Annotated in this window: 35 protein-coding genes; 33 read left to right on the top strand and 2 right to left on the bottom strand. The window is 44.1% G+C overall.

Annotated elements, in window-relative coordinates; genetic code table 11:
• From rpsC to ACTQ50_RS02995, 29 genes are all read left to right on the top strand, one after another.
• Nucleotides 1–657 (top strand): 30S ribosomal protein S3, encoded by a 657-nt coding sequence (gene rpsC, locus ACTQ50_RS03135; protein ID WP_117852529.1) that lies wholly within the window; start codon nt 1–3, stop codon nt 655–657.
• Entirely contained in the window at nt 657–1,094 is a 438-nt protein-coding gene (gene rplP / locus ACTQ50_RS03130) for a 50S ribosomal protein L16 (protein WP_117852531.1), read from the top strand. The genes rpsC and rplP overlap by 1 nt, the downstream gene beginning before the upstream one ends.
• The gene (rpmC, locus tag ACTQ50_RS03125; protein ID WP_118581208.1) at nt 1,084–1,293 is read left to right on the top strand and encodes a 50S ribosomal protein L29; all 210 of its coding nucleotides are present in this window, start codon (nt 1,084–1,086) and stop codon (nt 1,291–1,293) included. The genes rplP and rpmC overlap by 11 nt, the downstream gene beginning before the upstream one ends.
• Nucleotides 1,294–1,314: 21 nt before the next feature.
• Nucleotides 1,315–1,569, top strand: a complete 255-nt coding sequence (gene rpsQ / locus ACTQ50_RS03120) for a 30S ribosomal protein S17 (RefSeq protein WP_302672207.1) — start codon at nt 1,315–1,317, stop codon at nt 1,567–1,569.
• Nucleotides 1,570–1,583: 14 nt separating this feature from the next.
• Complete coding sequence (rplN, locus tag ACTQ50_RS03115; protein ID WP_022067326.1) at nt 1,584–1,952, top strand: 50S ribosomal protein L14; 369 nt, start codon at nt 1,584–1,586, stop codon at nt 1,950–1,952.
• A gap of 11 nt (nt 1,953–1,963) precedes the next feature.
• Complete coding sequence (gene rplX, locus ACTQ50_RS03110; protein WP_441482925.1) at nt 1,964–2,275, top strand: 50S ribosomal protein L24; 312 nt, start codon at nt 1,964–1,966, stop codon at nt 2,273–2,275.
• Between the two features lie 22 nt (nt 2,276–2,297).
• On the top strand, nt 2,298–2,837 hold the full coding sequence (gene rplE, locus ACTQ50_RS03105; RefSeq protein ID WP_296027767.1) for a 50S ribosomal protein L5: 540 nt from the start codon (nt 2,298–2,300) through the stop codon (nt 2,835–2,837).
• A 74-nt stretch (nt 2,838–2,911) separates the two neighbouring features.
• Complete coding sequence (locus ACTQ50_RS03100) at nt 2,912–3,097, top strand: type Z 30S ribosomal protein S14 (RefSeq protein WP_117852543.1); 186 nt, start codon at nt 2,912–2,914, stop codon at nt 3,095–3,097.
• A gap of 79 nt (nt 3,098–3,176) precedes the next feature.
• On the top strand, nt 3,177–3,578 hold the full coding sequence (rpsH, locus tag ACTQ50_RS03095; RefSeq protein ID WP_117852545.1) for a 30S ribosomal protein S8: 402 nt from the start codon (nt 3,177–3,179) through the stop codon (nt 3,576–3,578).
• A 78-nt stretch (nt 3,579–3,656) separates the two neighbouring features.
• A complete protein-coding gene (gene rplF / locus ACTQ50_RS03090; RefSeq protein WP_441482924.1) occupies nt 3,657–4,196 on the top strand; it encodes a 50S ribosomal protein L6 in 540 nt (179 codons plus the stop codon).
• Between the two features lie 17 nt (nt 4,197–4,213).
• Nucleotides 4,214–4,582, top strand: a complete 369-nt coding sequence (rplR, locus tag ACTQ50_RS03085) for a 50S ribosomal protein L18 (protein ID WP_441482923.1) — start codon at nt 4,214–4,216, stop codon at nt 4,580–4,582.
• A gap of 18 nt (nt 4,583–4,600) precedes the next feature.
• Nucleotides 4,601–5,110, top strand: coding sequence for a 30S ribosomal protein S5 (rpsE, locus tag ACTQ50_RS03080; protein WP_117852552.1), 510 nt, complete (start codon nt 4,601–4,603; stop codon nt 5,108–5,110).
• Nucleotides 5,111–5,124: 14 nt separating this feature from the next.
• Nucleotides 5,125–5,307: a 50S ribosomal protein L30 gene (gene rpmD, locus ACTQ50_RS03075; RefSeq protein WP_117852555.1), complete on the top strand. Its 183-nt coding sequence runs from the start codon at nt 5,125–5,127 to the stop codon at nt 5,305–5,307.
• A 21-nt stretch (nt 5,308–5,328) separates the two neighbouring features.
• Nucleotides 5,329–5,769, top strand: a complete 441-nt coding sequence (rplO, locus tag ACTQ50_RS03070; protein WP_118581190.1) for a 50S ribosomal protein L15 — start codon at nt 5,329–5,331, stop codon at nt 5,767–5,769.
• A 13-nt stretch (nt 5,770–5,782) separates the two neighbouring features.
• A complete protein-coding gene (gene secY / locus ACTQ50_RS03065) occupies nt 5,783–7,099 on the top strand; it encodes a preprotein translocase subunit SecY (RefSeq protein WP_441482922.1) in 1,317 nt (438 codons plus the stop codon).
• 70 nt (nt 7,100–7,169) lie between these two features.
• A complete protein-coding gene (locus ACTQ50_RS03060; RefSeq protein WP_226820869.1) occupies nt 7,170–7,814 on the top strand; it encodes an adenylate kinase in 645 nt (214 codons plus the stop codon).
• Between the two features lie 18 nt (nt 7,815–7,832).
• Nucleotides 7,833–8,591: a type I methionyl aminopeptidase gene (gene map / locus ACTQ50_RS03055; RefSeq protein WP_441482921.1), complete on the top strand. Its 759-nt coding sequence runs from the start codon at nt 7,833–7,835 to the stop codon at nt 8,589–8,591.
• Nucleotides 8,592–8,662: 71 nt separating this feature from the next.
• Complete coding sequence (infA, locus tag ACTQ50_RS03050; protein ID WP_117852566.1) at nt 8,663–8,881, top strand: translation initiation factor IF-1; 219 nt, start codon at nt 8,663–8,665, stop codon at nt 8,879–8,881.
• Between the two features lie 277 nt (nt 8,882–9,158).
• Entirely contained in the window at nt 9,159–9,272 is a 114-nt protein-coding gene (gene rpmJ, locus ACTQ50_RS03045; protein WP_003022746.1) for a 50S ribosomal protein L36, read from the top strand.
• Between the two features lie 299 nt (nt 9,273–9,571).
• Nucleotides 9,572–9,940, top strand: a complete 369-nt coding sequence (rpsM, locus tag ACTQ50_RS03040; RefSeq protein WP_178732020.1) for a 30S ribosomal protein S13 — start codon at nt 9,572–9,574, stop codon at nt 9,938–9,940.
• Nucleotides 9,941–9,998: 58 nt separating this feature from the next.
• A complete protein-coding gene (gene rpsK, locus ACTQ50_RS03035) occupies nt 9,999–10,394 on the top strand; it encodes a 30S ribosomal protein S11 (RefSeq protein WP_117852570.1) in 396 nt (131 codons plus the stop codon).
• Between the two features lie 22 nt (nt 10,395–10,416).
• Entirely contained in the window at nt 10,417–11,010 is a 594-nt protein-coding gene (rpsD, locus tag ACTQ50_RS03030) for a 30S ribosomal protein S4 (protein WP_118581181.1), read from the top strand.
• A 54-nt stretch (nt 11,011–11,064) separates the two neighbouring features.
• Nucleotides 11,065–12,024 carry a DNA-directed RNA polymerase subunit alpha gene (locus ACTQ50_RS03025; protein ID WP_441482920.1) on the top strand — a complete coding sequence of 320 codons (960 nt, stop codon included), beginning with the start codon at nt 11,065–11,067 and terminating at the stop codon, nt 12,022–12,024.
• A gap of 119 nt (nt 12,025–12,143) precedes the next feature.
• Nucleotides 12,144–12,680 (top strand): bL17 family ribosomal protein, encoded by a 537-nt coding sequence (locus ACTQ50_RS03020; protein WP_118581175.1) that lies wholly within the window; start codon nt 12,144–12,146, stop codon nt 12,678–12,680.
• Between the two features lie 224 nt (nt 12,681–12,904).
• Complete coding sequence (locus ACTQ50_RS03015) at nt 12,905–13,726, top strand: phosphatidylinositol-specific phospholipase C/glycerophosphodiester phosphodiesterase family protein (RefSeq protein ID WP_441482919.1); 822 nt, start codon at nt 12,905–12,907, stop codon at nt 13,724–13,726.
• Nucleotides 13,727–13,808: 82 nt separating this feature from the next.
• A complete protein-coding gene (locus tag ACTQ50_RS03010) occupies nt 13,809–15,146 on the top strand; it encodes a MurT ligase domain-containing protein (protein ID WP_441482918.1) in 1,338 nt (445 codons plus the stop codon).
• Nucleotides 15,143–15,868, top strand: coding sequence for a type 1 glutamine amidotransferase (locus ACTQ50_RS03005; protein ID WP_441482917.1), 726 nt, complete (start codon nt 15,143–15,145; stop codon nt 15,866–15,868). The genes ACTQ50_RS03010 and ACTQ50_RS03005 overlap by 4 nt, the downstream gene beginning before the upstream one ends.
• Nucleotides 15,869–15,889: 21 nt before the next feature.
• Nucleotides 15,890–16,489, top strand: coding sequence for a hypothetical protein (locus ACTQ50_RS03000; protein ID WP_441482916.1), 600 nt, complete (start codon nt 15,890–15,892; stop codon nt 16,487–16,489).
• A gap of 50 nt (nt 16,490–16,539) precedes the next feature.
• Nucleotides 16,540–17,973, top strand: a complete 1,434-nt coding sequence (locus ACTQ50_RS02995) for a substrate-binding domain-containing protein (RefSeq protein ID WP_441482915.1) — start codon at nt 16,540–16,542, stop codon at nt 17,971–17,973.
• Between the two features lie 103 nt (nt 17,974–18,076).
• Here ACTQ50_RS02995 and ACTQ50_RS02990 read toward each other — a convergent pair whose 3' ends face one another.
• Nucleotides 18,077–18,649 (bottom strand): xanthine phosphoribosyltransferase, encoded by a 573-nt coding sequence (locus ACTQ50_RS02990; protein ID WP_441482914.1) that lies wholly within the window; start codon nt 18,647–18,649, stop codon nt 18,077–18,079.
• 212 nt (nt 18,650–18,861) lie between these two features.
• Between ACTQ50_RS02990 and ACTQ50_RS02985 the strand changes: the two genes are divergently transcribed.
• From ACTQ50_RS02985 to ACTQ50_RS02975, 3 genes are all read left to right on the top strand, one after another.
• Complete coding sequence (locus tag ACTQ50_RS02985; RefSeq protein ID WP_296027748.1) at nt 18,862–19,089, top strand: hypothetical protein; 228 nt, start codon at nt 18,862–18,864, stop codon at nt 19,087–19,089.
• Nucleotides 19,090–19,401: 312 nt separating this feature from the next.
• On the top strand, nt 19,402–19,782 hold the full coding sequence (locus ACTQ50_RS02980) for a metal-sensing transcriptional repressor (RefSeq protein WP_296027747.1): 381 nt from the start codon (nt 19,402–19,404) through the stop codon (nt 19,780–19,782).
• 119 nt (nt 19,783–19,901) lie between these two features.
• On the top strand, nt 19,902–20,732 hold the full coding sequence (locus tag ACTQ50_RS02975; protein ID WP_441482913.1) for a P-loop NTPase: 831 nt from the start codon (nt 19,902–19,904) through the stop codon (nt 20,730–20,732).
• Nucleotides 20,733–20,827: 95 nt separating this feature from the next.
• Here the strand turns inward: ACTQ50_RS02975 and ACTQ50_RS02970 are convergent, their stop codons facing one another.
• Nucleotides 20,828–21,709, bottom strand: a complete 882-nt coding sequence (locus tag ACTQ50_RS02970; RefSeq protein WP_441482912.1) for a LysR family transcriptional regulator — start codon at nt 21,707–21,709, stop codon at nt 20,828–20,830.
• A gap of 267 nt (nt 21,710–21,976) precedes the next feature.
• Between ACTQ50_RS02970 and ACTQ50_RS02965 the strand changes: the two genes are divergently transcribed.
• Nucleotides 21,977–25,774 carry a phosphoribosylformylglycinamidine synthase gene (locus ACTQ50_RS02965; RefSeq protein WP_441482911.1) on the top strand — a complete coding sequence of 1,266 codons (3,798 nt, stop codon included), beginning with the start codon at nt 21,977–21,979 and terminating at the stop codon, nt 25,772–25,774.
• Nucleotides 25,775–25,782 lie beyond the last annotated feature (8 nt).

Genomic DNA, 25,782 nt, shown 5'->3' with positions numbered 1-25,782 from the left:
ATGGGACAGAAAGTTAACCCACATGGCCTTAGAGTCGGTGTTATCAAGGATTGGGATTCAAGATGGTATGCAGAGAGCGATTTCGCAGACTATCTGGTAGAAGATTACAACATCAGAACATTCCTTAAAAAGAAATTATACAGCGCAGGTGTTTCCAAGATCGAGATCGAGAGAGCATCTGACAGAGTAAAAGTTATCATTTACACAGCTAAACCTGGTATCGTAATCGGTAAAGGCGGCGCTGAGATCGAGAAAGTAAAAGCTGAACTTGCTAAATACACAGACAAGAAGCTTATCGTTGATATCAAAGAAGTTAAGAGACCAGACAGAGACGCTCAGCTTGTTGCAGAGAACATCGCTCTTCAGCTGGAGAACCGTATCTCCTTCAGACGTGCTATGAAATCTACAATGCAGCGTACAATGAAATCTGGAGCAAAGGGAATCAAAACATCCGTATCCGGACGTCTTGGTGGAGCTGATATGGCTCGTACAGAGTTCTACAGCGATGGAACTATTCCGCTTCAGACACTTCGTGCAGACATCGATTATGGTTTCGCAGAAGCAGACACCACATATGGCAAAGTTGGTGTAAAGGCATGGATCTACAATGGTGAGATTCTTCCAACTAAAGGAACTAAGGAAGGGAGCGATAAATAATGTTAATGCCAAAAAGAGTTAAACGTCGTAAACAATTCCGTGGCTCCATGAGAGGAAAAGCCCTTAGAGGTAATCAGATCAATTATGGTGAATTCGGTCTTGTTGCTACCGAGCCTTGCTGGATCAGATCTAATCAGATCGAGGCAGCCCGTGTTGCTATGACCCGTTATATCAAACGTGGTGGTAAGGTTTGGATCAAGATTTTCCCAGATAAACCAGTAACAGCAAAACCAGCAGAAACTCGTATGGGTTCCGGAAAAGGTGCCCTGGAATACTGGGTAGCAGTTGTTAAACCAGGACGTGTTATGTTTGAGATCGCAGGCGTTTCTGAAGAAATCGCTCGTGAGGCATTACGTCTTGCAATGCACAAGTTACCATGTAAATGCAAAATAGTTTCTCGTGCAGAGTTAGAAGGCGGTGATAACAGTGAAAATTAATAAATTCGTAGAAGATTTACAGGCAAAATCAGCTGCAGAATTAAACGAAGAATTAGTAGCTGCTAAGAAAGAACTTTTCAATTTGAGATTTCAGAATGCAACCAATCAATTAGACAATACAGGACGAATCAAAGAGGTTCGTAGAAATATTGCCAGAATCCAGACAGTGATCACTGCGAAAGCTAACGCTTCCAAATAGTGAATTTAGGAGGACATAATCGTGGAAAGAAATCTGAGAAAAACCCGCGTGGGTAAGGTTGTCAGCAATAAGATGGACAAGACCATCGTAGTTGCAATTGAAGACCATGTAAAACATCCTCTTTACAAGAAAATCGTGAAGAGAACATATAAATTAAAAGCTCATGACGAAAACAATGAGTGCAACATCGGTGATACCGTTAAGGTTATGGAGACCAGACCGCTGTCCAAGGACAAGAGATGGAGACTGGTTGAAGTAGTAGAGAGAGTTAAATAAGGAGGATAACCAGTATGATTCAGCAGGAAACAAGACTGAAAGTTGCCGACAACACTGGTGCAAAAGAAATCCTTTGTATCCGTGTTATGGGTGGCTCTACAAGAAGATATGCAAACATCGGCGATACAATCGTTGCTACTGTTAAAGATGCAACACCAGGCGGCGTTGTTAAAAAAGGTGACGTAGTAAAGGCTGTTGTAGTTAGATCCAAAAAAGGCGCTCGTCGTAAAGACGGATCCTATATCCGTTTCGATGAAAATGCTGCCGTAATCATTAAAGACGACTTAACTCCGAGAGGAACACGTATCTTTGGACCAGTTGCCAGAGAGCTTCGTGAGAAGAAATTCATGAAGATCGTTTCCTTAGCTCCGGAAGTATTATAGGAGGGTGCCTAATGTCAGCTATGAAGATTAAAAAAGGTGATACTGTTACAGTAATCGCTGGTAAAGATAAAGGCAAAGAAGGCAAAGTCCTTGCCGTTAATGTAAAAGACAACACCGTATTAGTAGAGAACGTTAATATGGTTACAAAACACACCAAACCATCAGCTGCAAACCAGAATGGTGGAATCATCACAAAAGAAGCTCCGCTTCACATCTCCAACGTAATGCTTTTGGCTGATGGAAAAGCTACAAGAGTTGGCTTTAAGATGGATGGTGACAAAAAAGTCCGTGTTGCTAAGGCAACCGGTAAGGTTATCGATTAATTGAGAGAGGAGGCAGACATAAGTGAGTAGATTAAAAGAACTTTACACTAATGAGATCATGGATGCCATGACCAAAAAATTCGGATATAAAAACGTTATGGAAGTGCCAAAACTCGACAAGATCGTAATTAACATGGGTGTTGGTGAAGCCAAAGAGAACGCTAAGCTTCTTGACGCTGCTATCGCAGATATGGAGCTGATCACAGGACAGAAAGCTATCGCAACAAAAGCTAAAAAATCTGTCGCTAACTTCAAAATCAGAGAGGGAATGCCGATCGGATGTAAAGTAACATTAAGAGGCGAGAAGATGTATGAGTTCGCTGATCGTCTGATCAACCTGGCACTTCCACGTGTACGTGACTTCCGTGGTATCAATCCTAACGCATTCGATGGCAGAGGAAACTACGCTCTTGGTATCAAAGAGCAGCTTATCTTCCCAGAAGTTGAGTACGATAAAGTTGACAAAGTAAGAGGTATGGACATTATCTTCGTTACAACAGCAAAAACTGATGAGGAAGCTCGTGAGTTACTGAAGCTGTTCAACATGCCTTTTGCGAAATAAGTAGAGGAACATTCCAAAGTTGACCGCCGGCTTCCCTGCCGGGGTCAGCAGATCTGATATAGGAGGAACGATTCATGGCTAAGACAGCAATGAAAATCAAACAGCAGCGTCCAGCTAAATTCTCTACAAGAGAATACAGCCGTTGCAGAATTTGTGGACGTCCACATGCATACTTAAGAAAATACGGAATCTGCAGAATCTGCTTCCGTGAGTTAGCTTACAAGGGACAGATCCCGGGAGTTAAGAAAGCTTCCTGGTAAGTCGAAAGCACTGGTAACAATTTAATTTATTATATATACACTATGACATGTAAAGTCTGAATATGAGGAGGAAACTAACATGACAATGAGCGATCCAATCGCAGATATGCTTACAAGAATCCGTAACGCAAACACTGCAAAACATGACACAGTAGATGTTCCGGCATCCAAGATGAAAATTGCAATCGCAAACATCCTTGTTGATGAGGGATACATTGCAAAATACGATTTAGTTGAAGATGGTGTTGCTAAAAACATCCATATCACACTGAAATATGGCGAAGACAAAAACGAGAAGATCATCACAGGTTTAAAGAGAATCTCTAAACCAGGTCTTCGTGTTTATGCTGGTAAGGACGAGCTTCCGAAGGTTCTTGGAGGACTTGGAATCGCAATCCTTTCCACTAATAAAGGTGTTATCACCGACAAAGAAGCCCGTAAACTTCAGGTAGGCGGCGAGGTTCTGGCTTTCGTTTGGTAAGCCGAATTAGTTTGTATCACTGAAAACAGAGAGGTTGCTAAAACCTCTCCGATAATCTAAGTAAGGAGGACACATAGTATGTCACGTATCGGTAGACTTCCGGTTGCTATTCCGGCAGGAGTAGAAGTAACTGTTGCAGAAGGAAACGTAGTAACCGTAAAAGGACCAAAAGGAACACTTGAGAGAGCGCTTCCAACAGAGATGGAAATCAAAGTTGAAGATAGTCATGTAGTTGTTGCAAGACCAAACGACTTAAAGAAAATGAAATCCCTTCACGGCTTAACAAGAAGCCTTATCCACAACATGGTTGTTGGTGTAAGCGAAGGATACACCAAGACTCTTGAAGTTAACGGTGTTGGTTACAGAGCCGCTAAGCAGGGCAAGAAGCTTACTTTAAACCTTGGATATTCTCACCCGGTAGAAATGGAAGATCCGGAAGGTATTGAGACCAAAGTAGACGGTAACAAGATTATCGTTTCCGGTATCAGCAAGGAAAAAGTTGGACAGTTTGCAGCTGAGATCAGAGATAAGAGAAGACCTGAGCCATACAAGGGCAAAGGTATCAAGTATGATACTGAGGTTATCAGACGCAAAGTTGGTAAGACTGGTAAGAAATAATTAAGGAGAGTGAGAAAATGGTTAATAAAGCATCTAGAGCGGAAATTCGCGAGAAAAAGCATAGAAGATTACGTCATCATTTAAATGGCACTGCAACAACTCCGCGTCTTGCAGTATTTCGTTCCAATAAACACATGTATGCACAGATTATCGATGACACCGTTGGAAAGACTTTAGTATCTGCTTCTACTCTTCAGAAAGACGTAAAAGCACAGATTGAGAACACCGACGATGTTGCAGCAGCAGCATATCTTGGCACTGTAATCGGTAAGAAGGCAGTGGAAGCCGGCATCGAGGAAGTTGTTTTTGACAGAGGTGGATACATTTACCACGGTAAAGTAAAAGCACTGGCAGACGCAGCAAGAGAAGCTGGACTGAAATTCTAATAAGGAGGAGCGAAACACATGAAACGTAATCTTATTGATGCTAGTCAGTTAGAGTTAGAAGATAAAGTAGTATCAATCAAGCGTGTTACCAAGGTTGTTAAAGGTGGTCGTAACTTCCGTTTCACAGCTTTAGTTGTTGTAGGTGACGGCAATGGACACGTTGGTGCAGGACTTGGAAAGGCAGCCGAAATTCCGGAAGCTATCCGCAAAGGAAAAGAGGACGCTATTAAGAAATTAGTAACCGTAGCAAGAGATGAGAATGGTTCCATTACACATGACTTCGTAGGTTCTTACGGAAGCGCTTCCATGCTTCTTAAGAGAGCTCCAGAAGGTACTGGAGTTATCGCCGGCGGCCCGGCTCGTGCCGTTATCGAGTTAGCTGGTATCAAAAACATCCGTACAAAATGTATGGGATCCAGAAATAAGCAGAATGTTGTTCTTGCAACCATCGAAGGCTTAAGACAGTTAAAAACTCCGGAAGAAGTTGCAAAACTTCGTGGAAAATCTGTTGATGAGATTCTGGCTTAAGGAGGAATATTAAAATGGCAAATACATTAAAAGTTACTTTAGTAAAATCTCCGATTGGCGCAGTTCCGAAGCACAAACTTACTGTTAAGGCAATGGGTCTTACCAAAATGCACAAAACAGTTGAGATGCCAGACAATGCGGCAACAAGAGGAATGATTCAGCAGGTACAGCACCTGGTAAAAGTAGAAGAAGCATAATTACAAAAAGGAGGTGCCATAATGGAATTATCAAACTTAAGACCAGCAGAGGGTTCTAAGCACAGCGATAACTTCAGAAGAGGCCGTGGACATGGTTCAGGAAACGGCAAAACAGCCGGTAAAGGCCATAAAGGACAGTTAGCACGTTCCGGACACAAGAAACCGGGATTTGAAGGTGGACAGATGCCTTTATACAGACGTCTGCCTAAGAGAGGATTCACAAACAGAAACTCTAAAGAGATCATTGCAATCAACGTTGACGTTCTGAACCGTTTTGAGGATGGTGCAGAGGTAACAGTTGAGAGCTTACTTGCAAGCAGTGCAATTTCCAAAGCTGGCGACGGCGTTAAAATCCTTGGAAACGGCGAGCTTACCAAGAAACTTACAGTTAAAGTAAACGCTGTAAGTGAGACTGCAAAGTCTAAAATCGAAGCTGCAGGTGGTACAGTAGAGCTGATCTAATAGAGGTGATCAAATGTTTGAAACTCTCAAAAACGTTTTCAGAGTAAAAGAGATGAGACGTAAACTCCTCTATGTTTTATGGATGATCTTAGTCATCCGTATTGGATCACAGCTTCCTGTTCCGGGAGTAGACAGCGATTTCTTTAAAGAGTGGTTTGCTAAAAACACTGGTGACGCATTCAATTTCTTTGATGCGTTCACCGGTGGCTCATTTACCCAGATGTCAATCTTTGCATTGAACATCACACCATACATTACATCCTCCATTATCATGCAGCTTCTTACAATTGCCATCCCGGCACTGGAAGAAATGCAGAGAGATGGAGAAGAGGGCAGAAAGAAAATCACTGCCATTACCCGTTATGTCACTGTTGGTCTTGCGTTGTTTGAGTCTGTGGCAATGGCAATCGGTTTCGGTCGCCAGGGTCTTATCCCGAACATGAACTTCTTTAAGGGCGTTACTGTAGTTGCTTGTCTTACAGCTGGTTCTGCCATGCTGATGTGGATTGGTGAGCGTATCACGGAGAAGGGTGTTGGAAATGGTATTTCCATCGTCCTGACTGTTAACATCGTTTCCCGTATCCCAAGTGACTTATCTCTTCTTTATGAGAACTTCATCAAAGGAAAAACAATTGCAAAAGGACTGCTTGCAGGACTTATCATTCTTGCAATCATCGTTGTCATGGTCGTATTCGTACTGATCCTCAACGGTGCTGAGAGAAGAATTCCTGTTCAGTATTCCAGAAAAATGGTCGGCAGAAAACTGATGGGTGGTCAGACTACCAATATCCCGCTGAAAGTTAACACCGCCGGTGTAATCCCGGTTATCTTTGCTTCCTCAATTATGTCCTTCCCGGGCGTAATCGCACAGCTTGCAGGAAAAGCAAATGGAACTGGAATCGGCAGTGAGATCATTCGAGGATTATCATCTAATAACTGGTGTAATCCAAATCAGCTTCAGTATAGCTGGGGACTGCTTTTGTATGTTGTACTTTGCGTATTCTTCGCATACTTCTACACTTCCATCACCTTCAACCCGCTGGAAGTTGCAGACAACATCAAAAAGCAGGGTGGTTTCATTCCTGGTATCCGTCCAGGAAAACCTACGTCAGACTATTTGACTAAAATTTTAAATTATATTATATTTATAGGTGCAGTAGGCCTGATTATCGTTGCGGTAATTCCGTTCTTCTTTAATGGAGTATTCGGAGCAAACGTATCCTTCGGTGGTACTTCCATCATCATTATTGTTGGAGTTATCCTGGAGACTGTGAAACAGATCGAATCACAGATGCTTGTCCGCAATTACAAAGGCTTCCTGAACAACTAAAAGAATAAAGGTTGTGGTGCTTATGCGTCACAGCCTTAATTCGTAGTATGAGAAAATGGAGGGGCTTTTTATGAGAATTATCATGTTAGGTGCACCAGGCGCAGGCAAAGGAACCCAGGCAAAGAAGATCGCTGAGAAATACGGTATTCCGCACATTTCCACAGGTGACATTTTCCGTGCAAACATTAAGAATGGCACAGAGCTTGGAAAGAAAGCAAAAACTTATATGGACCAGGGACTGCTTGTACCGGATGAACTTACCTGCGACCTTGTTGTGGACAGAATCCAGCAGCCGGATGCCAAGAACGGCTATGTACTGGATGGTTTCCCAAGAACAATCCCACAGGCAGAATGCCTTACCGATGCTTTAAGCAAACTGGGAAGCAAGATTGACTATGCGATCGACGTAGATGTTCCGGATGAGAATATCGTGAACCGTATGGGCGGAAGACGTGCATGCGTAAAATGTGGTGCAACTTATCACGTTGTATTTGCAGCTCCGAAGACAGAGGGCGTTTGCGATACATGCGGTGAGGAGCTTGTACTTCGTGACGATGACAAGCCGGAGACTGTACAGAAACGTCTGAACGTATATCATGAGCAGACTCAGCCGCTTATCGACTACTATACCGGTCAGGGTGTACTGAAAACTGTAGATGGCACCAAGAACTTAGAAGAAGTATTTGGTGATATTGTGAAGATCCTTGGCGAATAGAATAGAGGATAAGAAGTAATGTCAGTTTCAATAAAAACAGAACACGAAATTGAACTTATGAGGGAATCCGGACATATTCTGGAAAAGGTCCATGACGGATTGATCCCTTATATCAAACCAGGAATGAGCACAAAGGAGATCGACCGTATCGGTGAGGATATGATCCGTTCCATGGGCTGCATTCCAAACTTTCTAAATTATGGAGGCTTTCCTGGCTCCTTCTGCATCAGCCTGAATGATGAAGTGGTCCACGGAATTCCTTCGGAGGACAAAATTATCCAGGATGGTGATCTGGTAAAGATCGACGCAGGTCTGATCTACAAAGGATATCATTCTGATGCGGCCCGTACTTATGCAGTCGGAGAAGTTTCCAAAGAAGCCAGACAGCTTATGGATGTAACCAGGCAGTGCTTCTTTGAAGGAATAAAATTCGCGAAAGCTGGAAATCATCTCAATGATATTTCCAAGGCAATCGGAGCGTATGCGGCAAAATACCGTTATGGTATTGTACGAGATCTGGTTGGACATGGGATTGGTACCCATCTTCACGAGGATCCGCAGATTCCCAACTTCCCACAGAAACGCAGGGGAGTGAAATTACTTCCAGGCATGACACTTGCCATTGAGCCTATGATCAACATGGGCAGGGCAGATGTATGCTGGCTGGATGACGAATGGACAGTGGTGACCATGGATGGTTCCCTTTCCGCACATTATGAGAACACCATACTGATTACAGATGGCGAACCGGAGATTCTGACACTCACAAAGTTTTAAAAGAAAGTCAGGGAGCGAAGCGCTGCACCTGACATATAATAGGATCATTAAGGCGATACAGGAGGTATAAAATGTCAAAAGTAGATGTACTTGAAGTAGAAGGCACTGTTTTAGAGAAGCTGCCAAACGCAATGTTTAAAGTGGAACTTGAGAACAAACATGTTGTACTTGCCCACATCAGCGGCAAGCTGCGCATGAACTTTATCCGTATTCTCCCAGGAGATAAAGTAACAATGGAGCTTTCCCCATATGACCTTTCCAAGGGAAGAATCATCTGGAGAGATAAATAATCATTATTCGTTAATAAACTGAATTCGAATAAATGAAACAGGACTCCTGCAGCTGGGAATTTGGATTTACCGGGTGCAGGAGTTTTTTCTATTATATGGGTCTATTAAAAAAGATAGGTCCGTTAAAAAAATACAAAAATGTAAAAAAAATTTAAAAAACTGCTTGCATTTTGTAGACCATAATGCTATAATACAATGCGGACGCGCTTGTACGTGTGTATAACTGCGCCCTAAACTGCAGATTTTAATGCTATATTTTACGGAAGGAGGATTTCCAGTGAAAGTAAGATCATCTGTAAAACCGATCTGCGAGAAATGCAAGGTCATTAAGAGAAAAGGTTCTATCAGAATTATCTGTGAGAATCCAAAACACAAACAGCGTCAGGGTTGATTGATCCCGTGTTTGTGAATGCGGCTGCAGGTGAAACACCCGGCTGGGTTGTATCATCTGACATATAATGAACTAAGCATGTATTGCCTAATACCGGAGGCAACGTTGGCCCGTTGGCCGCAAATTTCGGAAAGGCTGCGAATCGCCAAAAGCAGCTGGGTGTTATACCGAGGCACCCCAATTAGGAACTAAGAATTAAGAAAGAATGCGTATGGATGCATCCCATTTCACCTTGTATCTGATACAAGTGATGTACGAAGACGCAGAACTTTCAGTAAAGAAAATGGAGGAAACAGTACATGGCTCGTATAGCTGGTGTAGACTTACCAAGAGAGAAAAGAATCGAAATCGGTCTTACCTATATTTATGGTATCGGAAGACCAAGTGCAGACAAAATCCTTGCTCAGGCAAATGTAAATCCTGACACACGTGTCAGAGACCTGACTGATGATGAAGTTAAGAGACTTAGCGCTGTCATTGATGAGACAATGATGGTAGAAGGTGATCTTCGTAGAGAAATCGCCCTGAACATTAAGAGACTGCAGGAAATCGGATGCTACAGAGGAATCCGTCATCGTAAAGGACTTCCGGTTCGTGGCCAGAAGACCAAGACCAATGCTAGAACACGCAAGGGTCCGAAGAGAACAGTAGCAAATAAGAAGAAATAATTCATTATCCTAACTATAAATTATAATTTGATTAAGGAAAGCGTAGGTTAGTTTTAAAATGGCAAAAACAACTAAAAAAGCGACAACAAAACGTCGTGTCAAGAAAAACGTTGAACACGGACAGGCACATATCCAGTCTTCTTTTAACAACACAATTGTTACTCTGACTGACAACGAAGGAAACGCTCTTTCATGGGCAAGTGCCGGCGGTCTGGGATTTAGAGGTTCAAGGAAATCTACCCCTTATGCAGCACAGATGGCAGCTGAGACTGCAACAAAGGCTGCTTTAATTCATGGATTAAAAACAGTAGACGTTATGGTTAAAGGACCAGGATCAGGTCGTGAGGCTGCTATCCGTGCCCTTCAGGCATGCGGTCTTGAAGTAACAAGTATCCGTGACGTAACTCCGGTTCCGCACAACGGATGCCGTCCACCAAAACGTAGAAGAGTCTAATTGAATTAGGAGGTAAGCCAAGATGGCAGTAGATAGAACACCGGTCCTGAAAAGATGTAGATCCCTGGGAATGGATCCAATTTATTTAGGAATTGACAAAAAATCCACAAGACAGTTAAAACGTGCAAACCGTAAAGTATCTGAGTACGGTCTTCAGTTAAAAGAAAAACAGAAAGCTAAATTTATTTATGGCGTTCTGGAGAAACCTTTCCGTAACTACTACAAGAAAGCAGATAGAATGAAAGGTCAGACAGGTGAGAACCTGATGATCATGCTTGAGACAAGACTTGACAACGTTCTTTTCCGTATGGGATTCGCAAGAACAAGAAAAGAAGCTCGTCAGATCGTTGACCACAAGCACGTTCTTGTAAACGGAAAATGCGTTAACATTCCTTCTTATCTCGTAAAAGCTGGCGACAGCATCGAGATCAAAGAGAAATGCAAAGGTTCTGAGAGATACAAAGGAATCCTGGAAGTAACAGGCGGAAGACTTGTTCCGAACTGGCTTGAGGCTGATCAGGAGAACCTTAAGGGCGTTGTTAAAGAGCTTCCTACAAGAGAAGAGATCGACGTTCCTGTAAATGAGATGCTTATCGTCGAGTTGTACTCCAAATAATGAGCCCTGATAATACCCTCAATTGCATACAACCCAGAAGGAGGGAAATATATAGTGTTTGATTTTAATAAACCAAAAATCGAAATTACCGAGATATCTGAAGATAAGAAATTTGGAAGATTCGTTGTAGAGCCTCTTGAAAGAGGTTACGGTACTACACTTGGCAATTCTCTTAGAAGAATCATGCTGTCCTCCCTGCCGGGAGCTGCAGTAAGCCAGGTTAAGATCGATGGTGTTCTCCATGAATTCAGCTCCATTCCTGGAGTAAAAGAAGACGTGACAGAGATCATCATGAATCTTAAGAGTCTTGCAATCAAGAATAACAGTGCTGACAATGAGCCAAAGACCGCATACATTGAGTGTGAGGGCAAAGGCGTTGTAACAGCTGCTGATATTCAGGCTGACCAGGATATCGAGATTATGAATCCAGATCAGGTAATCGCTACCTTAAACGGTGGTAAGGACTGCAGACTTGCAATGGAACTTACCATTACAAAAGGCCGTGGTTATGTGAGCGCGGATAAGGGCAAATCAGATGACATGCCAATCGGTGTAATTGCAATTGATGCAATCTACAGCCCGGTTGAGAGAGTCAACATGGTTGTGCAGAATACACGTGTAGGTCAGGTGACAGACTTTGATAAGCTGACACTTGATGTATACACAAACGGCACGCTGGATCCTGATGAGGCAGTAAGTCTTGCAGCAAAGGTATTAAGCGAGCATTTAAGTCTTTTCATTGACCTTTCCGAGAATGCAAAGACCGCTGAGGTTATGATCGAGAAAGAAGACAATGAGAAAGAGAAAGTTCTTGAAATGAGCATTGATGAGCTTGAGCTTTCAGTTCGTTCTTACAACTGTCTGAAGAGAGCTGGTATCAATACTGTTGAAGAGCTTTGCAATAAGACTTCTGACGACATGATGAAAGTACGTAACCTTGGACGTAAGTCCTTAGAGGAAGTACTTGCCAAGTTGAAAGAGCTGGGCTTACAGCTTCAGCCAACAGAAGAGTAATATAACCGTAAAGGTACTGAACATACCGAGTAAGATTATTACAGTGGGGATTTGCTAAGCAGCAGTCCAGTAAGACCGAACAAGCGTGGACTGCTGTCCCACAGATGGAGGAAAATTAAATGGCAAAATATAGAAAATTAAGCAGAACAGCTGACCAGAGAAAAGCTCTGTTAAGAAACCAGGTTACAAATCTGTTATACAACGGAAAAATCGTTACAACAGAAGCTAAGGCAAAAGAGATCCGCAAGATCGCTGAAGGCCTTGTAGCTATGGCTGTTCGCGAGAAAGACAACTTCGAGACTGTTACTGTAACAGCTAAAGTTGCTAGAAAAGACGCTGAAGGCAAGAGAGTAAAAGAAGTTGTAGACGGTAAGAAGAAAACTGTTTACGATGAAGTTGAGAAGCAGATCACTAAAGATGCTCCATCCAGACTTCATGCTCGTCGTCAGATGATGAAAGTGTTCTACCCGGTTAAAGAAGTTCCGGCTAAGGGCGCTGGCAAGAAGAAAAACACCAAAGATGTAGATATGGTTAAGAAGATGTTCGAGGAGATCGCACCAAAATACGCTAACCGTAACGGTGGATACACCAGAATCGTTAAGATTGGACAGCGTAAAGGTGATGGCGCTATGGAAGTGCTCATCGAGCTGGTTTAATCCGAAACAGAATTACTGATCATATGAAAAGAGATATTTACGTTTCGTAGATATCTCTTTTTTCTTAATTTACGCGGGCAACGAGCCAAAGTCCGTGCTTGCACGAGACCTTGGCGACTTCCGCGATAATGAGCAAAAACCGCAGAAAGTGTTAGGTCTTGTTATCGCAATTTTTGATAAGGAATACAAATGTGAGAAAGCTATTTTTACTAATGGAAATTTGTTTGTTAGCCTGGCTTTTGACAGGCTCCGCCCGGTATGAGGTGAAAGAAGAAGTTCCAGTGAATACACCGGAATTTAACTGGGAAAATTACAATATCATAACACATGCTCTGGGAGGACTTGACGATCTCACATATTTAAATTCCCGGGAAAGCTTTATCAATCACTACGATAAGGGATGCCGCCTTTTCGAAGTGGATCTGACTCAGACCAGTGACGGTGTATGGGTATGCCGTCATAACTGGAAGGAGTCACTTGGACAGTGGGAAGGAGACCAGCGCAAGGTACTTTCCGCAGAAGAATTTCTGAGCACGCCAATTTATGGAAAATATACTCCCATGACTTTTGAAGACCTGTTAAAGCTTCTGGATGAGTATCCGGATGCGTTTGTACTGATCGATTCCAAGCAATACTCGGTGCGCAATTACCAGAGAACCCTGGAGGATTATGCACAGTACCGGGAAATCGCCATAAATGCAGGGATCGAACACACACTGGGGCAGATCATTCCGGAAATATACAATTCTGCCATGTATCCTGGAACTGCACTTTTATATAAATTTCCTGCATATATCTATTCTTTGTGGCAGGAATATACAATAGAAGAGTTAGAAGACATCGCAGATTTCTGTCAAACCAACAAAATCAAGGCAGTGACCATTTATCGGGACTACTGGTCAGAAGAAGTGCAGAAAATTTTTGACGAACGGGACATTTTGGTATATATTTATACCATAAATGACAAAGAGGAAGCCAGAGGGTATCTGGCGAAAGGAGCAAAGGGTATCTGTACTGATGTGCTGATTTCCGACAGCCTAAACTAAAAGAAGATAATTAGAAGCTACACATCGCTTTGTCTTATTGGATAACATACGAACATAACACTTGAAAAAGGATTAAATACACATGAAAATAAGAACAATGGCTGCTGTTTTTGCAGCAAAATCTGCAGGCTTTATCTGCAGGAAAATGGGCCGCCAGGGAGTGACCTGGGCGGGCAAGATCGCATTGAAGATCAACCCCAATATCCTGGAAGACCTTTCTTCCCAGGTGCGGAAGAAAATATTTGTAACCTGCGGAACCAATGGCAAGACTACCACCAACAACATGCTTTGCGCAGCCCTTGAAAATGAGGGACAGAAAGTAGTCTGCAACCACACCGGTTCCAACATGTTAAACGGCGTTGTAGCAGCCTTTGTACTGGCTGCCAGACCTACTGGCAAGCTGGACGCAGATTATGCCTGCATCGAGGTGGATGAGGCGTCTACCCGTCATGTATTTCCAGGTCTGAAGCCAGATTACATGCTTTTGACCAATCTGTTCCGCGATCAGCTGGACCGTTATGGCGAGATTGATATTACCATGAACATTCTGGAAGAAATGATCCGCACAGTGCCGAAAATGCAGGTAATCGTAAACGCAGACGACGCACTTTCCGCATATCTTGCCATGGACAGCGGCAATCCTTATATCACATACGGAATCAGCAATCCAGTCCAGAAAAGTGCAGCCAATGAAATCCGTGAGGGACGTTTTTGCAAAAAATGCGGAGCCAAACTGGAATACAGCTTCTATCATTACAGCCAGTTAGGAGATTATAAGTGCCCCTCCTGCGGTTTTGCAAGACCGGAGATCAAATACGACGCTCATGATGTAAAAGTTGGCGACCAACTTTCTTTCCAGGTGGAGGATAGGCACCTTACCGCCAATTACAAGGGATTTTACAATGTATACAATATTCTGGCTGCTTATGCAGGGCTTCGCACAGCTGGTTTTTCCGGAGAGCATTTCCAGAACATGCTTCAGAAATTTAATCCGGAGAATGGCCGAATGGAGCAGTTCCGTATTAAGGGTACCGGCGTTATGCTGAACCTGGCCAAGAACCCGGCTGGCTTTAACCAGAATATTTCCGCAGTTATGCAGGACAAAACACAGAAAGACATTATTATCACCATCAACGACAATGCCCAGGACGGAACGGATATTTCCTGGCTCTGGGATGTAGATTTTGATCTTCTAGGAGACGAAAGCATTCATTCCATCACAGTCAGTGGAATCCGCTGCCAGGACATGCGCCTTCGAATGAAATATGTGGATATCCCGGTTATGCTGGAAGAAAATGTGGAAACAGCCATTCGGAAACGGGTGGAGGACGGAGTCGGCAATCTCTATGTACTGGTAAACTACACTGCACTATTTAGCACCCACAATATTCTTAAGAAAATGGAGGGAGAAAAGGAATGAAACTGACAATCGGACATTTATATCCTGATCTCCTGAATTTGTACGGAGACAGAGGAAACATCCAGTGCCTGATGAGACGCTGTCAGTGGCGCGGCATTGAGGCGGAGACCATTGCATTTGAGCTGGGAGATCAGATTGATTTTTCCAGACTGGACATTGTGCTGTTAGGCGGCGGTTCAGACCGTGAGCAGATGCTGGTTTGTGAAAAACTAAAAGAAATCCAGCCGGATTTTAAGAAATACGTAGAAGACGGGGGCGTAGTCATTGCCATCTGCGGCGGCTACCAGCTCCTTGGAAAATATTATAAGACAGACCAGGGAACCATCACGGGGCTTGACCTGGTGGATCTTTGCACGGAACAGGGAGAAGGACGTCTGATCAGCAACATTGTGCTGAAAAGTGACCTTTTTGACATGCCTGTAGTGGGATTTGAAAATCACGGCGGAAGGACCTGTATCAATAATTGCAAGCCTCTTGGAAAAGTGCTCTACGGCTCTGGCAATGACGGCAAAACAGGCTATGAGGGCGTGGTTTACAAGAATGTGATTGGAACCTACCTTCACGGTCCCCTTCTTCCCAAAAATCCGCAGCTGGCAGACTGGCTGATTGCCCATGCTCTTGAGCAGAAATACGGAAAAGAGGTCCAGTTAACACCACTGGATGATACAGAAGAAAAAGCAGCAAATGACTACGTATATCACAGATTTGTGAAAGAAAACTGATAAAGCGATAAGGGGAATAATATGGCAAAAGGAATCAATCAAAAAGGAAAAATCCTTTATCTTGAAAAAATACTGAAGGAATCCAACGAAACACATCCCTGCACCATGCAGGAAATTATCGGCAAGCTTCAGGAATATGGCGTAAGTGCAGAGCGAAAAAGTATTTATGACGATATGGAAGTATTGAGAAATTATGGCATGGATATTCGGTTTAAGAGAGGAAAAGCTACCGGATATTACGTTGCTGGACAGCCCACAGCCGCAGAAGTAAGCACAGAAACTGTGGGAAAGGCAGAAAAAGCTGAGCAGGCAGATGCGGTGGAAAGCAGTAAAAAGGCACTTTCCTGGCTCCTTCCATTTTCAGATTCTGAAGATGACAAACCGGTGAAGCTTCTTTGCAGCGCTAAGAAAAAGAAAGAAATCCAGGAAGCTCTTGGAAATTATGCGCAGTATAAAGAAAAAGAGGATGACTCTTTTGTTGCAGCCGTACAGGTAGACGAAAATCCGGAATTTTATGGATGGCTTGTCTCCATGGGCCGCGATGTTGTAATCATGAAACCGAAGAAAGCAGTCCAGGCTTATCGGGATTATCTGAAGGGAATTTTAAAAGAATACAAATAATTCTTTTTTGAAACAATTTGAAATCTACAGCTACATAGAAAGGACTTTTTATGAAAAAGCAAATCGCAGGAATTATTACAGGACTTCTAGTGTGCGGTGTTTTTCTTGGCGGCTGCGGCAAAAATGAAGCTACCCAAGCAGTCAAAGAAAGCGTGGAAACCGAAAAAGAAGGCACTGGAGACACTGAGACAGCAGAAGATAAGAAGGAAGAAAAAACGGACAGCCAGGATGCTGGAACAGAGGGAGATTCCCAGGAAAATGCCGAAGAGACACAGATATCCCGTGAGGATCTGGATAAAGTAGGAGTTCTTCTTCCAGAAGAGGGAGAGGATATTAACAGCAGTCTGGAGCGTACAGAACTGAAATCCCGCCTGGAAGAAGCCGGATATAATGCAGCACTGTATTTTGCAGATGAGGATGCAGATACCCAGATTTCCCAGATCCAGGAGCTTCTTCAGGATGAAAAGCTGAAGGCGCTGGTGATCTCACCAGTAGATCCTTATTCGCTTTCAGATGTGCTGGAGCAGGCTTCCGAGCAGTCCATTCCTGTAATTGATTATGACGATCTGATCATGGACAGCGCCAATGTGAAATATTTTATTACCTTTAACACCAGGGCAATTGGAAAAGAAATTGCCAAGAATATTATCAAGAATGCAGAGCTTGACAAAGTCCGGGAGGACAGAGGGGCCAGAACCATAGAATTTCTTATGGGATCTCCGGATGATGACGCTTCCCTGTTTCTTTTCAATGGAATCATGGAGGAACTGCAGGGGTATATAGAGGACGGCACTCTGATCTGTCGTTCTGGCCGTCAGACCTTTGACGAAAACAGCATTATGGATGAGAATACGGACGCTGCTATAAAACAGCTGGAGTCTGTGACCGGGGAATTTTATTCTCTGGAGAAAACGCCGGATATTATTTGTACTGCTTCAGATGATTTTGCGCTGGCAGCCATGGATTTTCTGGAAAAAGAAGGGATTCAGCCAGGCGATGAAAACTGGCCGCTTATCACCGGTGTAAATGCAGATGCAGAGGCTGTGAAAAGTGTTGCGGAGGGCAAACTTGGCTTTACGGTTATGATGGACCGTAGAGATCTGGCAGAAGCCTGTGTGACTCTTGTGGATACCTACCTGAAAGGGGAAGATGTAGAGATTAGCAATTATTCCCAGTACGACAATGGAGTGAAGATCATTGGAACCGTTACCTGTGACGGCAAGCTGATCGATAAAGATAATTATCAGATCCTGGTGGATAATGGGTTCTATCTGGCAGAGATGATCGCACCGGAGGCTTCCCCCACACCCACGCCAGAGGAACTCAGCCCTACCCCGGAAGCAACGGTAACACCGGAGGCAAGTCTTACACCGGGAGCTGATGAGTCGGAGAAAAATGGTGAGAATCCTGAAATTAATACGGAAGAAGTTCCTGCAGTGAAGGATGGAGATACTACGAAGATTCAAAGTAGTGGGAAAGCATAAAAATAGGAAAGATTAAAACAGCTGTAAAAATTACAGATATCCTTGTGTATAGATATTTGTAATATTACAGCTGTTTTGTATTGAGCAAAAATTTTTTATTGTTTTATTCGCGGAAAGTCAGGGAATCATCGGTCATGGAATCAATGATAGCCAGAGACTCCAGACGAACACCCATATCACGGATCTGCTGTCCGCCCTGCTGGAAGCCCTTCTCGATTACGATTCCGGCACCCTCAAGAGTCGCTCCGGACTTCTTCACAATGTCGATCAGGCCAAGAAGTGCACATCCGTTTGCAAGGAAATCGTCGATGAGAAGTACGTGATCCTCTGGTCCAAGGAACTTCTTGGAAAGAATAACGTCGTATACCTTCTTATGGGTAAAGGATTCAATCTTGGTGCAGTACATTTCGCCGTCCAGGTTTACGCTCTGGGATTTCTTGGCAAATACTACTGGAACATGGAAATACTGTGCTGCAATACAGGCAATACCAATACCGGAAGCCTCGATGGTGAGGATCTTGGTGATGGGACAGTCTGAGAAACGGGCTTTAAATTCCTTTCCAATCTCATTGATCAGGTCAATGTCCATCTGATGGTTCAGGAAACTGTCTACCTTCAATATATTGCCTGGCTTAACAATGCCATCTTTGAGAATACGTTCTTTTAAAAGCTGCATGGCTATATCTCCTTTTTCGGCTCATGGTCGTTTTCGTTTTTAATATTTCTATGATACGACATTCTTGGAAGAAGTTCAATTATTTTTGACAAAAAAGTATAAAATCTCTATAATGAAATTAATTTCTAAAAACACAGTGCAGTCATTGTGAAAACTGCCATAATAACTCTGGAATTTGGGAAATTTTGAAAAAAGAAAAGTCAGGTGAGCGCATGAAAGAATATGAAGTAATCTGGGAAATTTTTAACAAGTGTCCAAGAAATCAGATGCGGGATGTATTTGTGGACGAGGTGGAAATTGAAGACCCGGAGGAATATGTGAAGAATAAATTTAAGGGCAAAGAAGTATCCTATGAGAAGACGGTTCTGGAGGACGGCACCATCATATTTGACATCCAGACGTCTCAGATTAAGCAGAGGTGTTCGTTTACGGAGATATAATTCAAAGTTACTGTTCATTCCGTGACCGGCAACACGCTTCGCGATGCACAGAAATCATGCATTTGCATGATTTTGCACCGCAATTCTCAGGTTTTCTGTGAACTTTGTTCACAAAAAACACCTCGCGGAATGTTACCAGTGAACAGTAACAATTCAAAGGCATATTTTTTAGTACAATCCCCAGAAATAGTGCATATTTTGGGAAACTATGTTATAATAAACGGACATGCTTCAAAAGAATTTCACCAGTCAGGAACCATCCGCGGTAGCGTTATGGAACAGGCGAAATGACTGAAAAAACAGGAGGAAGACATGATAGAGGAACATTTAGAAAACCACCTGCAGGAAGGCGAGGAAGAGCATATGCACACCCATGTTCTGGAAGATGGCACCACAGTCATGCATTCCCATGGAGAACATGGACATCACCATAGTCACGCACAGACCAAGGCGGTGCTGAACCGACTTTCCCGTGCCATCGGACATCTGGAATCCATCAAGCGCATGGTAGAAGACGGCAGGGACTGCAGTGAAGTGCTGATCCAGCTTTCCGCAGTGAAATCTGCCATTAACAATACAGGTAAGATCATTTTGCAGGATCATATTGAGCACTGTATTGTGGACGCAGTAGAGCATGGCGATAAGGATGCCATCAAGGAACTGGAACGTGCGATTGACAGGTTTATGAAGTGATTGAAGTTAACGGGCGGCTCCATCAGACTGTAGGCAGTGGAGAAGCTGCTTCAGTACAGGGAAGAGCCAGTGTTAGCTGCAATTGATTTACGAATATGAAAAAAAGGAGATAGATAAAAATGACAAAAGAATGTGACAGCAAGACTTGCGACAAATCAAGCTGTGAAGGCTGTGCCAGCAAGAAAAATCCGCAGAGCATGCAGGCGGCTATGAACCCAATGTCTGATGTAAAGCATGTGATCGGCATTGTAAGTGGTAAAGGCGGCGTTGGAAAATCCTTCGTGACAGCATCTCTTGCAAACAGAATGGCAAAGAAGGGCTATAAAGTAGGAATCCTTGACGCAGACATCACCGGCCCGTCCATCCCGAAAATGTACGGCCTGAATGGTGCTGCCCAGGCAAATGACAGCGGCATTTTCCCAATGGAGACCAAGAACGGAATCAAGGTAATGTCCATCAACCTGCTTCTTCCAACTGAGGACACCCCTGTAATCTGGCGTGGCCCGATCCTTGGAAACATGGTAAAACAGTTCTGGACAGATGTTATCTGGGGCGATGTAGACTACCTCTTCGTAGATATGCCCCCAGGAACAGGCGACGTTCCGCTGACCGTATTCCAGTCCCTTCCAATCCAGGGAATCGTGATCGTAACATCTCCACAGGATCTTGTAAGCATGATCGTGAAGAAAGCATACAATATGGCTGGAATGATGAAAGTGCCGGTTCTTGGCCTTGTAGAGAACTACAGCTATGTGAAATGTCCAGATTGCGGTAAAGAACTGAAAGTATTCGGCGAAAGCCACATCGATGAGATTGCTGCATCCCTGAACGTTCCAGTCCTCGGTAAAATGCCAATCGACCCGGCCTATGCAGCCAAGGTTGACGACGGCGCATTTGATGAGATTGATAATCCGTATATTGAGGCAGCAGACGCTGTAATGCCACAATAATAGTACCAAAATAATAGCAACAAAATAGAAAGACGAAGTGAGTTGGATATACTAGGTCACTTCGTCTTTTTCATGAACAAAGAATGTTTGTGGTGTTAGAAATACCCCATAAATTTTTCAGCCGCCTGCGGCAGCGGCAATGTATCGTTCTGCGCCAGCACGATCTGTCTTGCAGGAAGTGACTGCTTCAGGGCAACTTTGACCAGAGAACTTTCCTGCCCATGCAGCGCAGACAGCATATAATCCGGCACACAGGCAATCCCAAGCCCGATGCGTGCCAGATCCATGAGCAGATCATTGCTGTTCAGTTCCACTTCAGGAATAAGATTCTGCCTGTGGGCGGCGAAAAACTGATGAAGATATTCACTTGTTGTGCTCTTGGAAGAGAGCATGAGAAGAGGATACTCCATCAGTTTTTTTATTTCCAGCACCTTTCCATCAATTGGGAAAAAGTCTGGATTGGCGACGAAGATATCCTGGAATTCTTTTACTACCTGGGATTTCATATGGTTGGAAAGCCGGGAATTGGGAAAGTTGCACACGATCAGATCCACCTGTCGGTTTTCCAGAAGCTCCACGCAGCCGATGGAAGTGCTGTTTGTGACTTTGATCCGCACGCCGGGGTAATCCTGGTGGAAGCGTTTCAGATAGTCAATAAGAAAATAACGGCAGATGGTATCGCTGGCGCCAATGCGCAGCTGCCCCTGCAATCCGTCTTCCCCGAGAAGCTGCGCTTCCCCCTGGGAGAGCATTTCCAGGGCTGGTTTTACATGCTGCAGAAGCACTTCGCCTTCGGGAGTAAGAGATACCTTTTTCGTGCTGCGGAAAAATAGTTCATGCCCCAGCTTTTTTTCCAGGGATTTGATCCCCTGGCTTACTGCTGACTGGGAAATAAAAAGCTGGCGGGAAGCCTCGGAAAAACTTAGGGTGGTGGCAACGTAGTAGAAGCATTTGTATAGTTCAAGGTTGATATCCATGGAAGTGCCTCCGTTTCTGGAAATTATTCTAATGTCTATTATTGAAATTTTATTTGATCCGTTTTTTTGTTTATTGCGATTTTCTAAACTTATAACTTATATATATAAATAATATAAGATATATTAATTTTACTTATGATAAAACCTATGATACTATAATAAGCGAAAATGTACAAGTCTGGCTGCAGTTTCGCGCAGTCATTCATATTTTTCAAAATGAAAAAGCACACCACACTACGATTTCACATTCACGAAAGGAGTTTTCCCATGAGTAACGTAAGACGAGTATACGTAGAAAAGAAACCATCCTTTGCCGTAAAAGCCAAAGAACTGAAACACGAGATCAGTTCCTATCTGGGCATTAAGACTGTAACAAACGTGCGGGAACTGATCCGCTATGACGTAGAGAATATTTCCGATGATGTATTTGAAAAAGCATGCCACACCGTATTTGCAGAGCCTCCGGTAGACGACCTTTACCTGGAGAAATTTGAGGCAGCAGACGGTGCCCGCATTTTTTCCGTAGAATTCCTTCCTGGCCAGTTCGACCAGAGAGCTGATTCCGCTGTACAGTGCGTACAGTTCCTGGATGAGAATGCGCAGCCGATCATCCGCTCCGCAACCACCTATGTGATCGAAGGTGACATCACAGAGGAAGAATTTGAGGCAATCAAGAACCACTGCATTAACCCTGTAGATTCCCGCGAGACAGGTCTTCAGAAGCCTGAGACACTGGTTGCAGACTTCAAGGATCCGGAAGATGTAAAGATCTTCGACGGCTTCCGTGACATGGAAGAAGCTCCATTAAAAGAGCTCTACAGCTCCCTGAACCTTGCCATGACCTTCAAGGATTTCCTTCATATCCAGAACTATTTCAAGAACGAAGAGAAACGTGATCCATCCATGACCGAGATCCGTGTGCTGGATACCTACTGGTCTGACCACTGCCGTCACACCACATTCTCCACAGAGCTTACAGATGTAAAATTTGATGAGGGTGATTACAAAGCTCCTATCGTTGATACTTACAATAAATATCTTGCTGACAGAGAAGTCCTTTATAAAGGACGGGACGACAAATTTGTCTGCCTGATGGATCTTGCTCTTATGGCTATGAAGAAGCTGAAATCCGAAGGCAAGCTTCAGGATCAGGAAGAGTCCGACGAGATCAACGCCTGCAGTATTGTAGTGCCGGTTGATGTAAATGGAAAAGAAGAGGAATGGCTGATCAACTTTAAGAATGAGACACACAACCATCCGACTGAAATCGAGCCATTCGGTGGAGCTGCCACCTGTCTTGGCGGTGCTATCCGTGACCCGCTTTCCGGCCGTACTTATGTATACCAGGCAATGCGTGTAACTGGAGCCGCTGATCCAACCGTTTCTGTAAAAGAAACTCTGAAAGGCAAGCTTCCTCAGAAAAAACTGGTCCGCGGCGCAGCTCATGGCTACAGCTCCTACGGCAACCAGATCGGTCTTGCTACCGGCTATGTAAAAGAAATCTATCATCCGAATTACGTTGCAAAACGTATGGAGATCGGTGCAGTTATGGGTGCTGCTCCAAGACGTGCAGTTATCCGTGAGAACTCTGATCCGGGAGATATCATCATCCTTCTTGGCGGACGTACCGGACGTGACGGTATCGGTGGTGCTACCGGTTCCTCCAAGGTACATACAGAGGCTTCTATCGAGGTCTGCGGTGCTGAGGTACAGAAAGGAAATGCACCTACAGAGCGTAAGATCCAGCGTATGTTCCGTCGTGAGGAAGTCAGCTATATCATTAAGAAATGTAACGACTTCGGTGCAGGCGGTGTATCCGTAGCAATCGGAGAGCTGGCACCTGGTCTTCAGATCGACCTTGACAAAGTTCCGAAGAAATATGCAGGTCTTGACGGTACTGAGATCGCAATTTCCGAGTCCCAGGAGCGTATGGCAGTTGTTGTTGCTCCGGAAGACGTAGAGAAATTCCTTGGCTTTGCTAACGAAGAGAACCTGGAGGCAGTTCCGGTTGCAGTTGTAACAAAAGAGCCAAGACTGGTGCTTTCCTGGAGAGGAAAAGAGGTTGTAAATATTTCCCGCGCATTCCTTGATACCAACGGTGCACATCAGGAGACAACTGTAGAAGTTGAAATTCCGAATAAAGAGGGCAACCTTTTTGAAGAGCGTCCGGACGTAGCGGATGTGAGAGAAAAATGGCTTTCCACACTGGCAGACTTAAATGTATGCTCCCAGAAGGGGCTTGTAGAGATGTTTGACAGCTCCATTGGTGCAGGAAGCGTTCTTATGCCTTATGGTGGTAAAAATCAGCTGACAGAGACTCAGGCAATGGTTGCCAAGGTACCGGTACAGAATGGAACAACTAATACTGTAACTATGATGAGCTATGGCTTTGATCCATATTTATCTTCCTGGAGCCCATATCACGGAGCTGCTTATGCAGTGACAGAATCTGTTGCAAGAATCGTGGCAGCAGGTGGTGATTATAAGAAGATCCGTTTTACCTTCCAGGAATACTTCCGTCGTATGACAGAGGATCCAAAGAGATGGAGCCAGCCATTTGCAGCACTTCTTGGTGCTTATGCAGCACAGATGGGCTTCGGTCTTCCGTCTATCGGTGGTAAGGACAGTATGTCCGGAACCTTCAATGACATTGATGTTCCGCCAACACTGGTATCCTTCGCTGTGGATGTTGCCAAGCTTCAGGATGTGATCACACCAGAGCTGAAAAAGGCTGAAAACAAGCTGGTATGGCTTCGCGCTCCGAAAGATCAGTACGATTTACCGGACTATGCGGCAATTATGGATCAGTACGAGAAATTACACAATGATATGCAGGCAGGCAAAGTGGTTTCTGCATATGCACTTGACCGTCATGGTATTGCTGCAGCTGTCAGCAAGATGGCATTTGGAAATGCAATGGGCGTGAAGATTGAGCATAACCTGGATCCAAGAGACTTCTTTGCACCAGGCTTCGGCGATCTGGTTCTGGAAGTTCCGGCTGAAATGGTTGGTCAGCTTTCCATTACTTACACAGTAATCGGTGAAGTAACAGCTGATGGTAAATTCTCCTACGGAAACGCTGAGATCACTCTGGATGAGGCTTACAAGGCATGGACAGGCACTTTGGAGAAGGTATTTAAGACTGTTTCCGGAGAGACAAACGATGGCCCGAAAGCAATTTTGGTAAAACCGGAAGATCCACAGGCAACCTATGAGAACGGTGTTTATAATACAAAGGACATTTACGTTTGTAAGCATAAAGTAGCAAAACCGCGCGTATTCATTCCTGTATTCCCGGGAACAAACTGTGAGTACGACAGCACCCGTGCTTTTGAGAGAGCAGGAGCTGAGGTAGACGTTAAAGTATTTAAGAACTTAAGTGCAGAGGATATCCGTGATTCTGTGGAAATTTTTGAGAAATCCATTGATCAGGCACAGATGATCATGTTCCCAGGCGGCTTCTCCGCTGGTGATGAGCCAGACGGTTCTGCGAAATTCTTTGCAACTGCCTTCCAGAATGCAAAGATCAAAGAAGCTGTTATGAAGCTGTTAAATGAGAGAGATGGTCTTGCACTTGGTATCTGTAACGGATTCCAGGCGCTGATCAAGCTGGGACTTGTTCCATACGGTGAGATCTGCGGACAGAAAGAGGATTCTCCTACACTGACCTATAACACCATCGGACGTCATATTTCCAAGATGGTTTACACAAAGGTTGTAAGCAACAAGTCTCCATGGCTGCAGAAAGCCACACTTGGCGGTGTATACTGCAACCCGGCTTCCCACGGTGAGGGACGCTTCGTAGCAAACGATGAATGGCTTGCTAAGCTCCTTGCAAACGGTCAGGTAGCTACCCAGTATGTAAATCCAAACGGAGAGCTGGATCAGTCCGAAGAATCCAATATCAACGGATCTACCTATAACATTGAGGGTATCACAAGCCCAGATGGACGTGTTCTCGGTAAGATGGCACATAGCGAGCGCCACGACAATGGCGTTGCAATCAACATCTATGGACAGCAGGATATTCAGATCTTTGAGTCCGGTGTTGAGTACTTCAAATAAAACGTTGC

The organism is Blautia sp. Sow4_E7 (assembly GCF_052116245.1).
GTDB lineage: Bacteria > Bacillota > Clostridia > Lachnospirales > Lachnospiraceae > Blautia_A.
The sequence above is the reverse complement of the archived record's forward strand: the minus strand, read 5'-3'. Positions and strand labels throughout refer to the sequence as shown.

Excerpts from the sequence above, each read along its gene's own strand:
- rpsC (WP_117852529.1), top strand. The coding sequence starts at position 1 with ATGGGACAGAAAGTTAACCCACATGGCCTTAGAGTCGGTGTTATCAAG.
- rplP (WP_117852531.1), top strand. The coding sequence starts at position 657 with ATGTTAATGCCAAAAAGAGTTAAACGTCGTAAACAATTCCGTGGCTCC.
- rplN (WP_022067326.1), top strand. The coding sequence starts at position 1,584 with ATGATTCAGCAGGAAACAAGACTGAAAGTTGCCGACAACACTGGTGCA.
- rplX (WP_441482925.1), top strand. The coding sequence starts at position 1,964 with ATGTCAGCTATGAAGATTAAAAAAGGTGATACTGTTACAGTAATCGCT.
- ACTQ50_RS03100 (WP_117852543.1), top strand. The coding sequence starts at position 2,912 with ATGGCTAAGACAGCAATGAAAATCAAACAGCAGCGTCCAGCTAAATTC.
- rpsH (WP_117852545.1), top strand. The coding sequence starts at position 3,177 with ATGACAATGAGCGATCCAATCGCAGATATGCTTACAAGAATCCGTAAC.
- rplF (WP_441482924.1), top strand. The coding sequence starts at position 3,657 with ATGTCACGTATCGGTAGACTTCCGGTTGCTATTCCGGCAGGAGTAGAA.
- rplR (WP_441482923.1), top strand. The coding sequence starts at position 4,214 with ATGGTTAATAAAGCATCTAGAGCGGAAATTCGCGAGAAAAAGCATAGA.
- rpsE (WP_117852552.1), top strand. The coding sequence starts at position 4,601 with ATGAAACGTAATCTTATTGATGCTAGTCAGTTAGAGTTAGAAGATAAA.
- rpmD (WP_117852555.1), top strand. The coding sequence starts at position 5,125 with ATGGCAAATACATTAAAAGTTACTTTAGTAAAATCTCCGATTGGCGCA.
- rplO (WP_118581190.1), top strand. The coding sequence starts at position 5,329 with ATGGAATTATCAAACTTAAGACCAGCAGAGGGTTCTAAGCACAGCGAT.
- secY (WP_441482922.1), top strand. The coding sequence starts at position 5,783 with ATGTTTGAAACTCTCAAAAACGTTTTCAGAGTAAAAGAGATGAGACGT.
- ACTQ50_RS03060 (WP_226820869.1), top strand. The coding sequence starts at position 7,170 with ATGAGAATTATCATGTTAGGTGCACCAGGCGCAGGCAAAGGAACCCAG.
- map (WP_441482921.1), top strand. The coding sequence starts at position 7,833 with ATGTCAGTTTCAATAAAAACAGAACACGAAATTGAACTTATGAGGGAA.
- infA (WP_117852566.1), top strand. The coding sequence starts at position 8,663 with ATGTCAAAAGTAGATGTACTTGAAGTAGAAGGCACTGTTTTAGAGAAG.
- rpsM (WP_178732020.1), top strand. The coding sequence starts at position 9,572 with ATGGCTCGTATAGCTGGTGTAGACTTACCAAGAGAGAAAAGAATCGAA.
- rpsK (WP_117852570.1), top strand. The coding sequence starts at position 9,999 with ATGGCAAAAACAACTAAAAAAGCGACAACAAAACGTCGTGTCAAGAAA.
- rpsD (WP_118581181.1), top strand. The coding sequence starts at position 10,417 with ATGGCAGTAGATAGAACACCGGTCCTGAAAAGATGTAGATCCCTGGGA.
- ACTQ50_RS03020 (WP_118581175.1), top strand. The coding sequence starts at position 12,144 with ATGGCAAAATATAGAAAATTAAGCAGAACAGCTGACCAGAGAAAAGCT.
- ACTQ50_RS03010 (WP_441482918.1), top strand. The coding sequence starts at position 13,809 with ATGAAAATAAGAACAATGGCTGCTGTTTTTGCAGCAAAATCTGCAGGC.
- ACTQ50_RS03005 (WP_441482917.1), top strand. The coding sequence starts at position 15,143 with ATGAAACTGACAATCGGACATTTATATCCTGATCTCCTGAATTTGTAC.
- ACTQ50_RS03000 (WP_441482916.1), top strand. The coding sequence starts at position 15,890 with ATGGCAAAAGGAATCAATCAAAAAGGAAAAATCCTTTATCTTGAAAAA.
- ACTQ50_RS02995 (WP_441482915.1), top strand. The coding sequence starts at position 16,540 with ATGAAAAAGCAAATCGCAGGAATTATTACAGGACTTCTAGTGTGCGGT.
- ACTQ50_RS02990 (WP_441482914.1), bottom strand. The coding sequence starts at position 18,649 with ATGCAGCTTTTAAAAGAACGTATTCTCAAAGATGGCATTGTTAAGCCA.
- ACTQ50_RS02985 (WP_296027748.1), top strand. The coding sequence starts at position 18,862 with ATGAAAGAATATGAAGTAATCTGGGAAATTTTTAACAAGTGTCCAAGA.
- ACTQ50_RS02980 (WP_296027747.1), top strand. The coding sequence starts at position 19,402 with ATGATAGAGGAACATTTAGAAAACCACCTGCAGGAAGGCGAGGAAGAG.
- ACTQ50_RS02975 (WP_441482913.1), top strand. The coding sequence starts at position 19,902 with ATGACAAAAGAATGTGACAGCAAGACTTGCGACAAATCAAGCTGTGAA.
- ACTQ50_RS02970 (WP_441482912.1), bottom strand. The coding sequence starts at position 21,709 with ATGGATATCAACCTTGAACTATACAAATGCTTCTACTACGTTGCCACC.
- ACTQ50_RS02965 (WP_441482911.1), top strand. The coding sequence starts at position 21,977 with ATGAGTAACGTAAGACGAGTATACGTAGAAAAGAAACCATCCTTTGCC.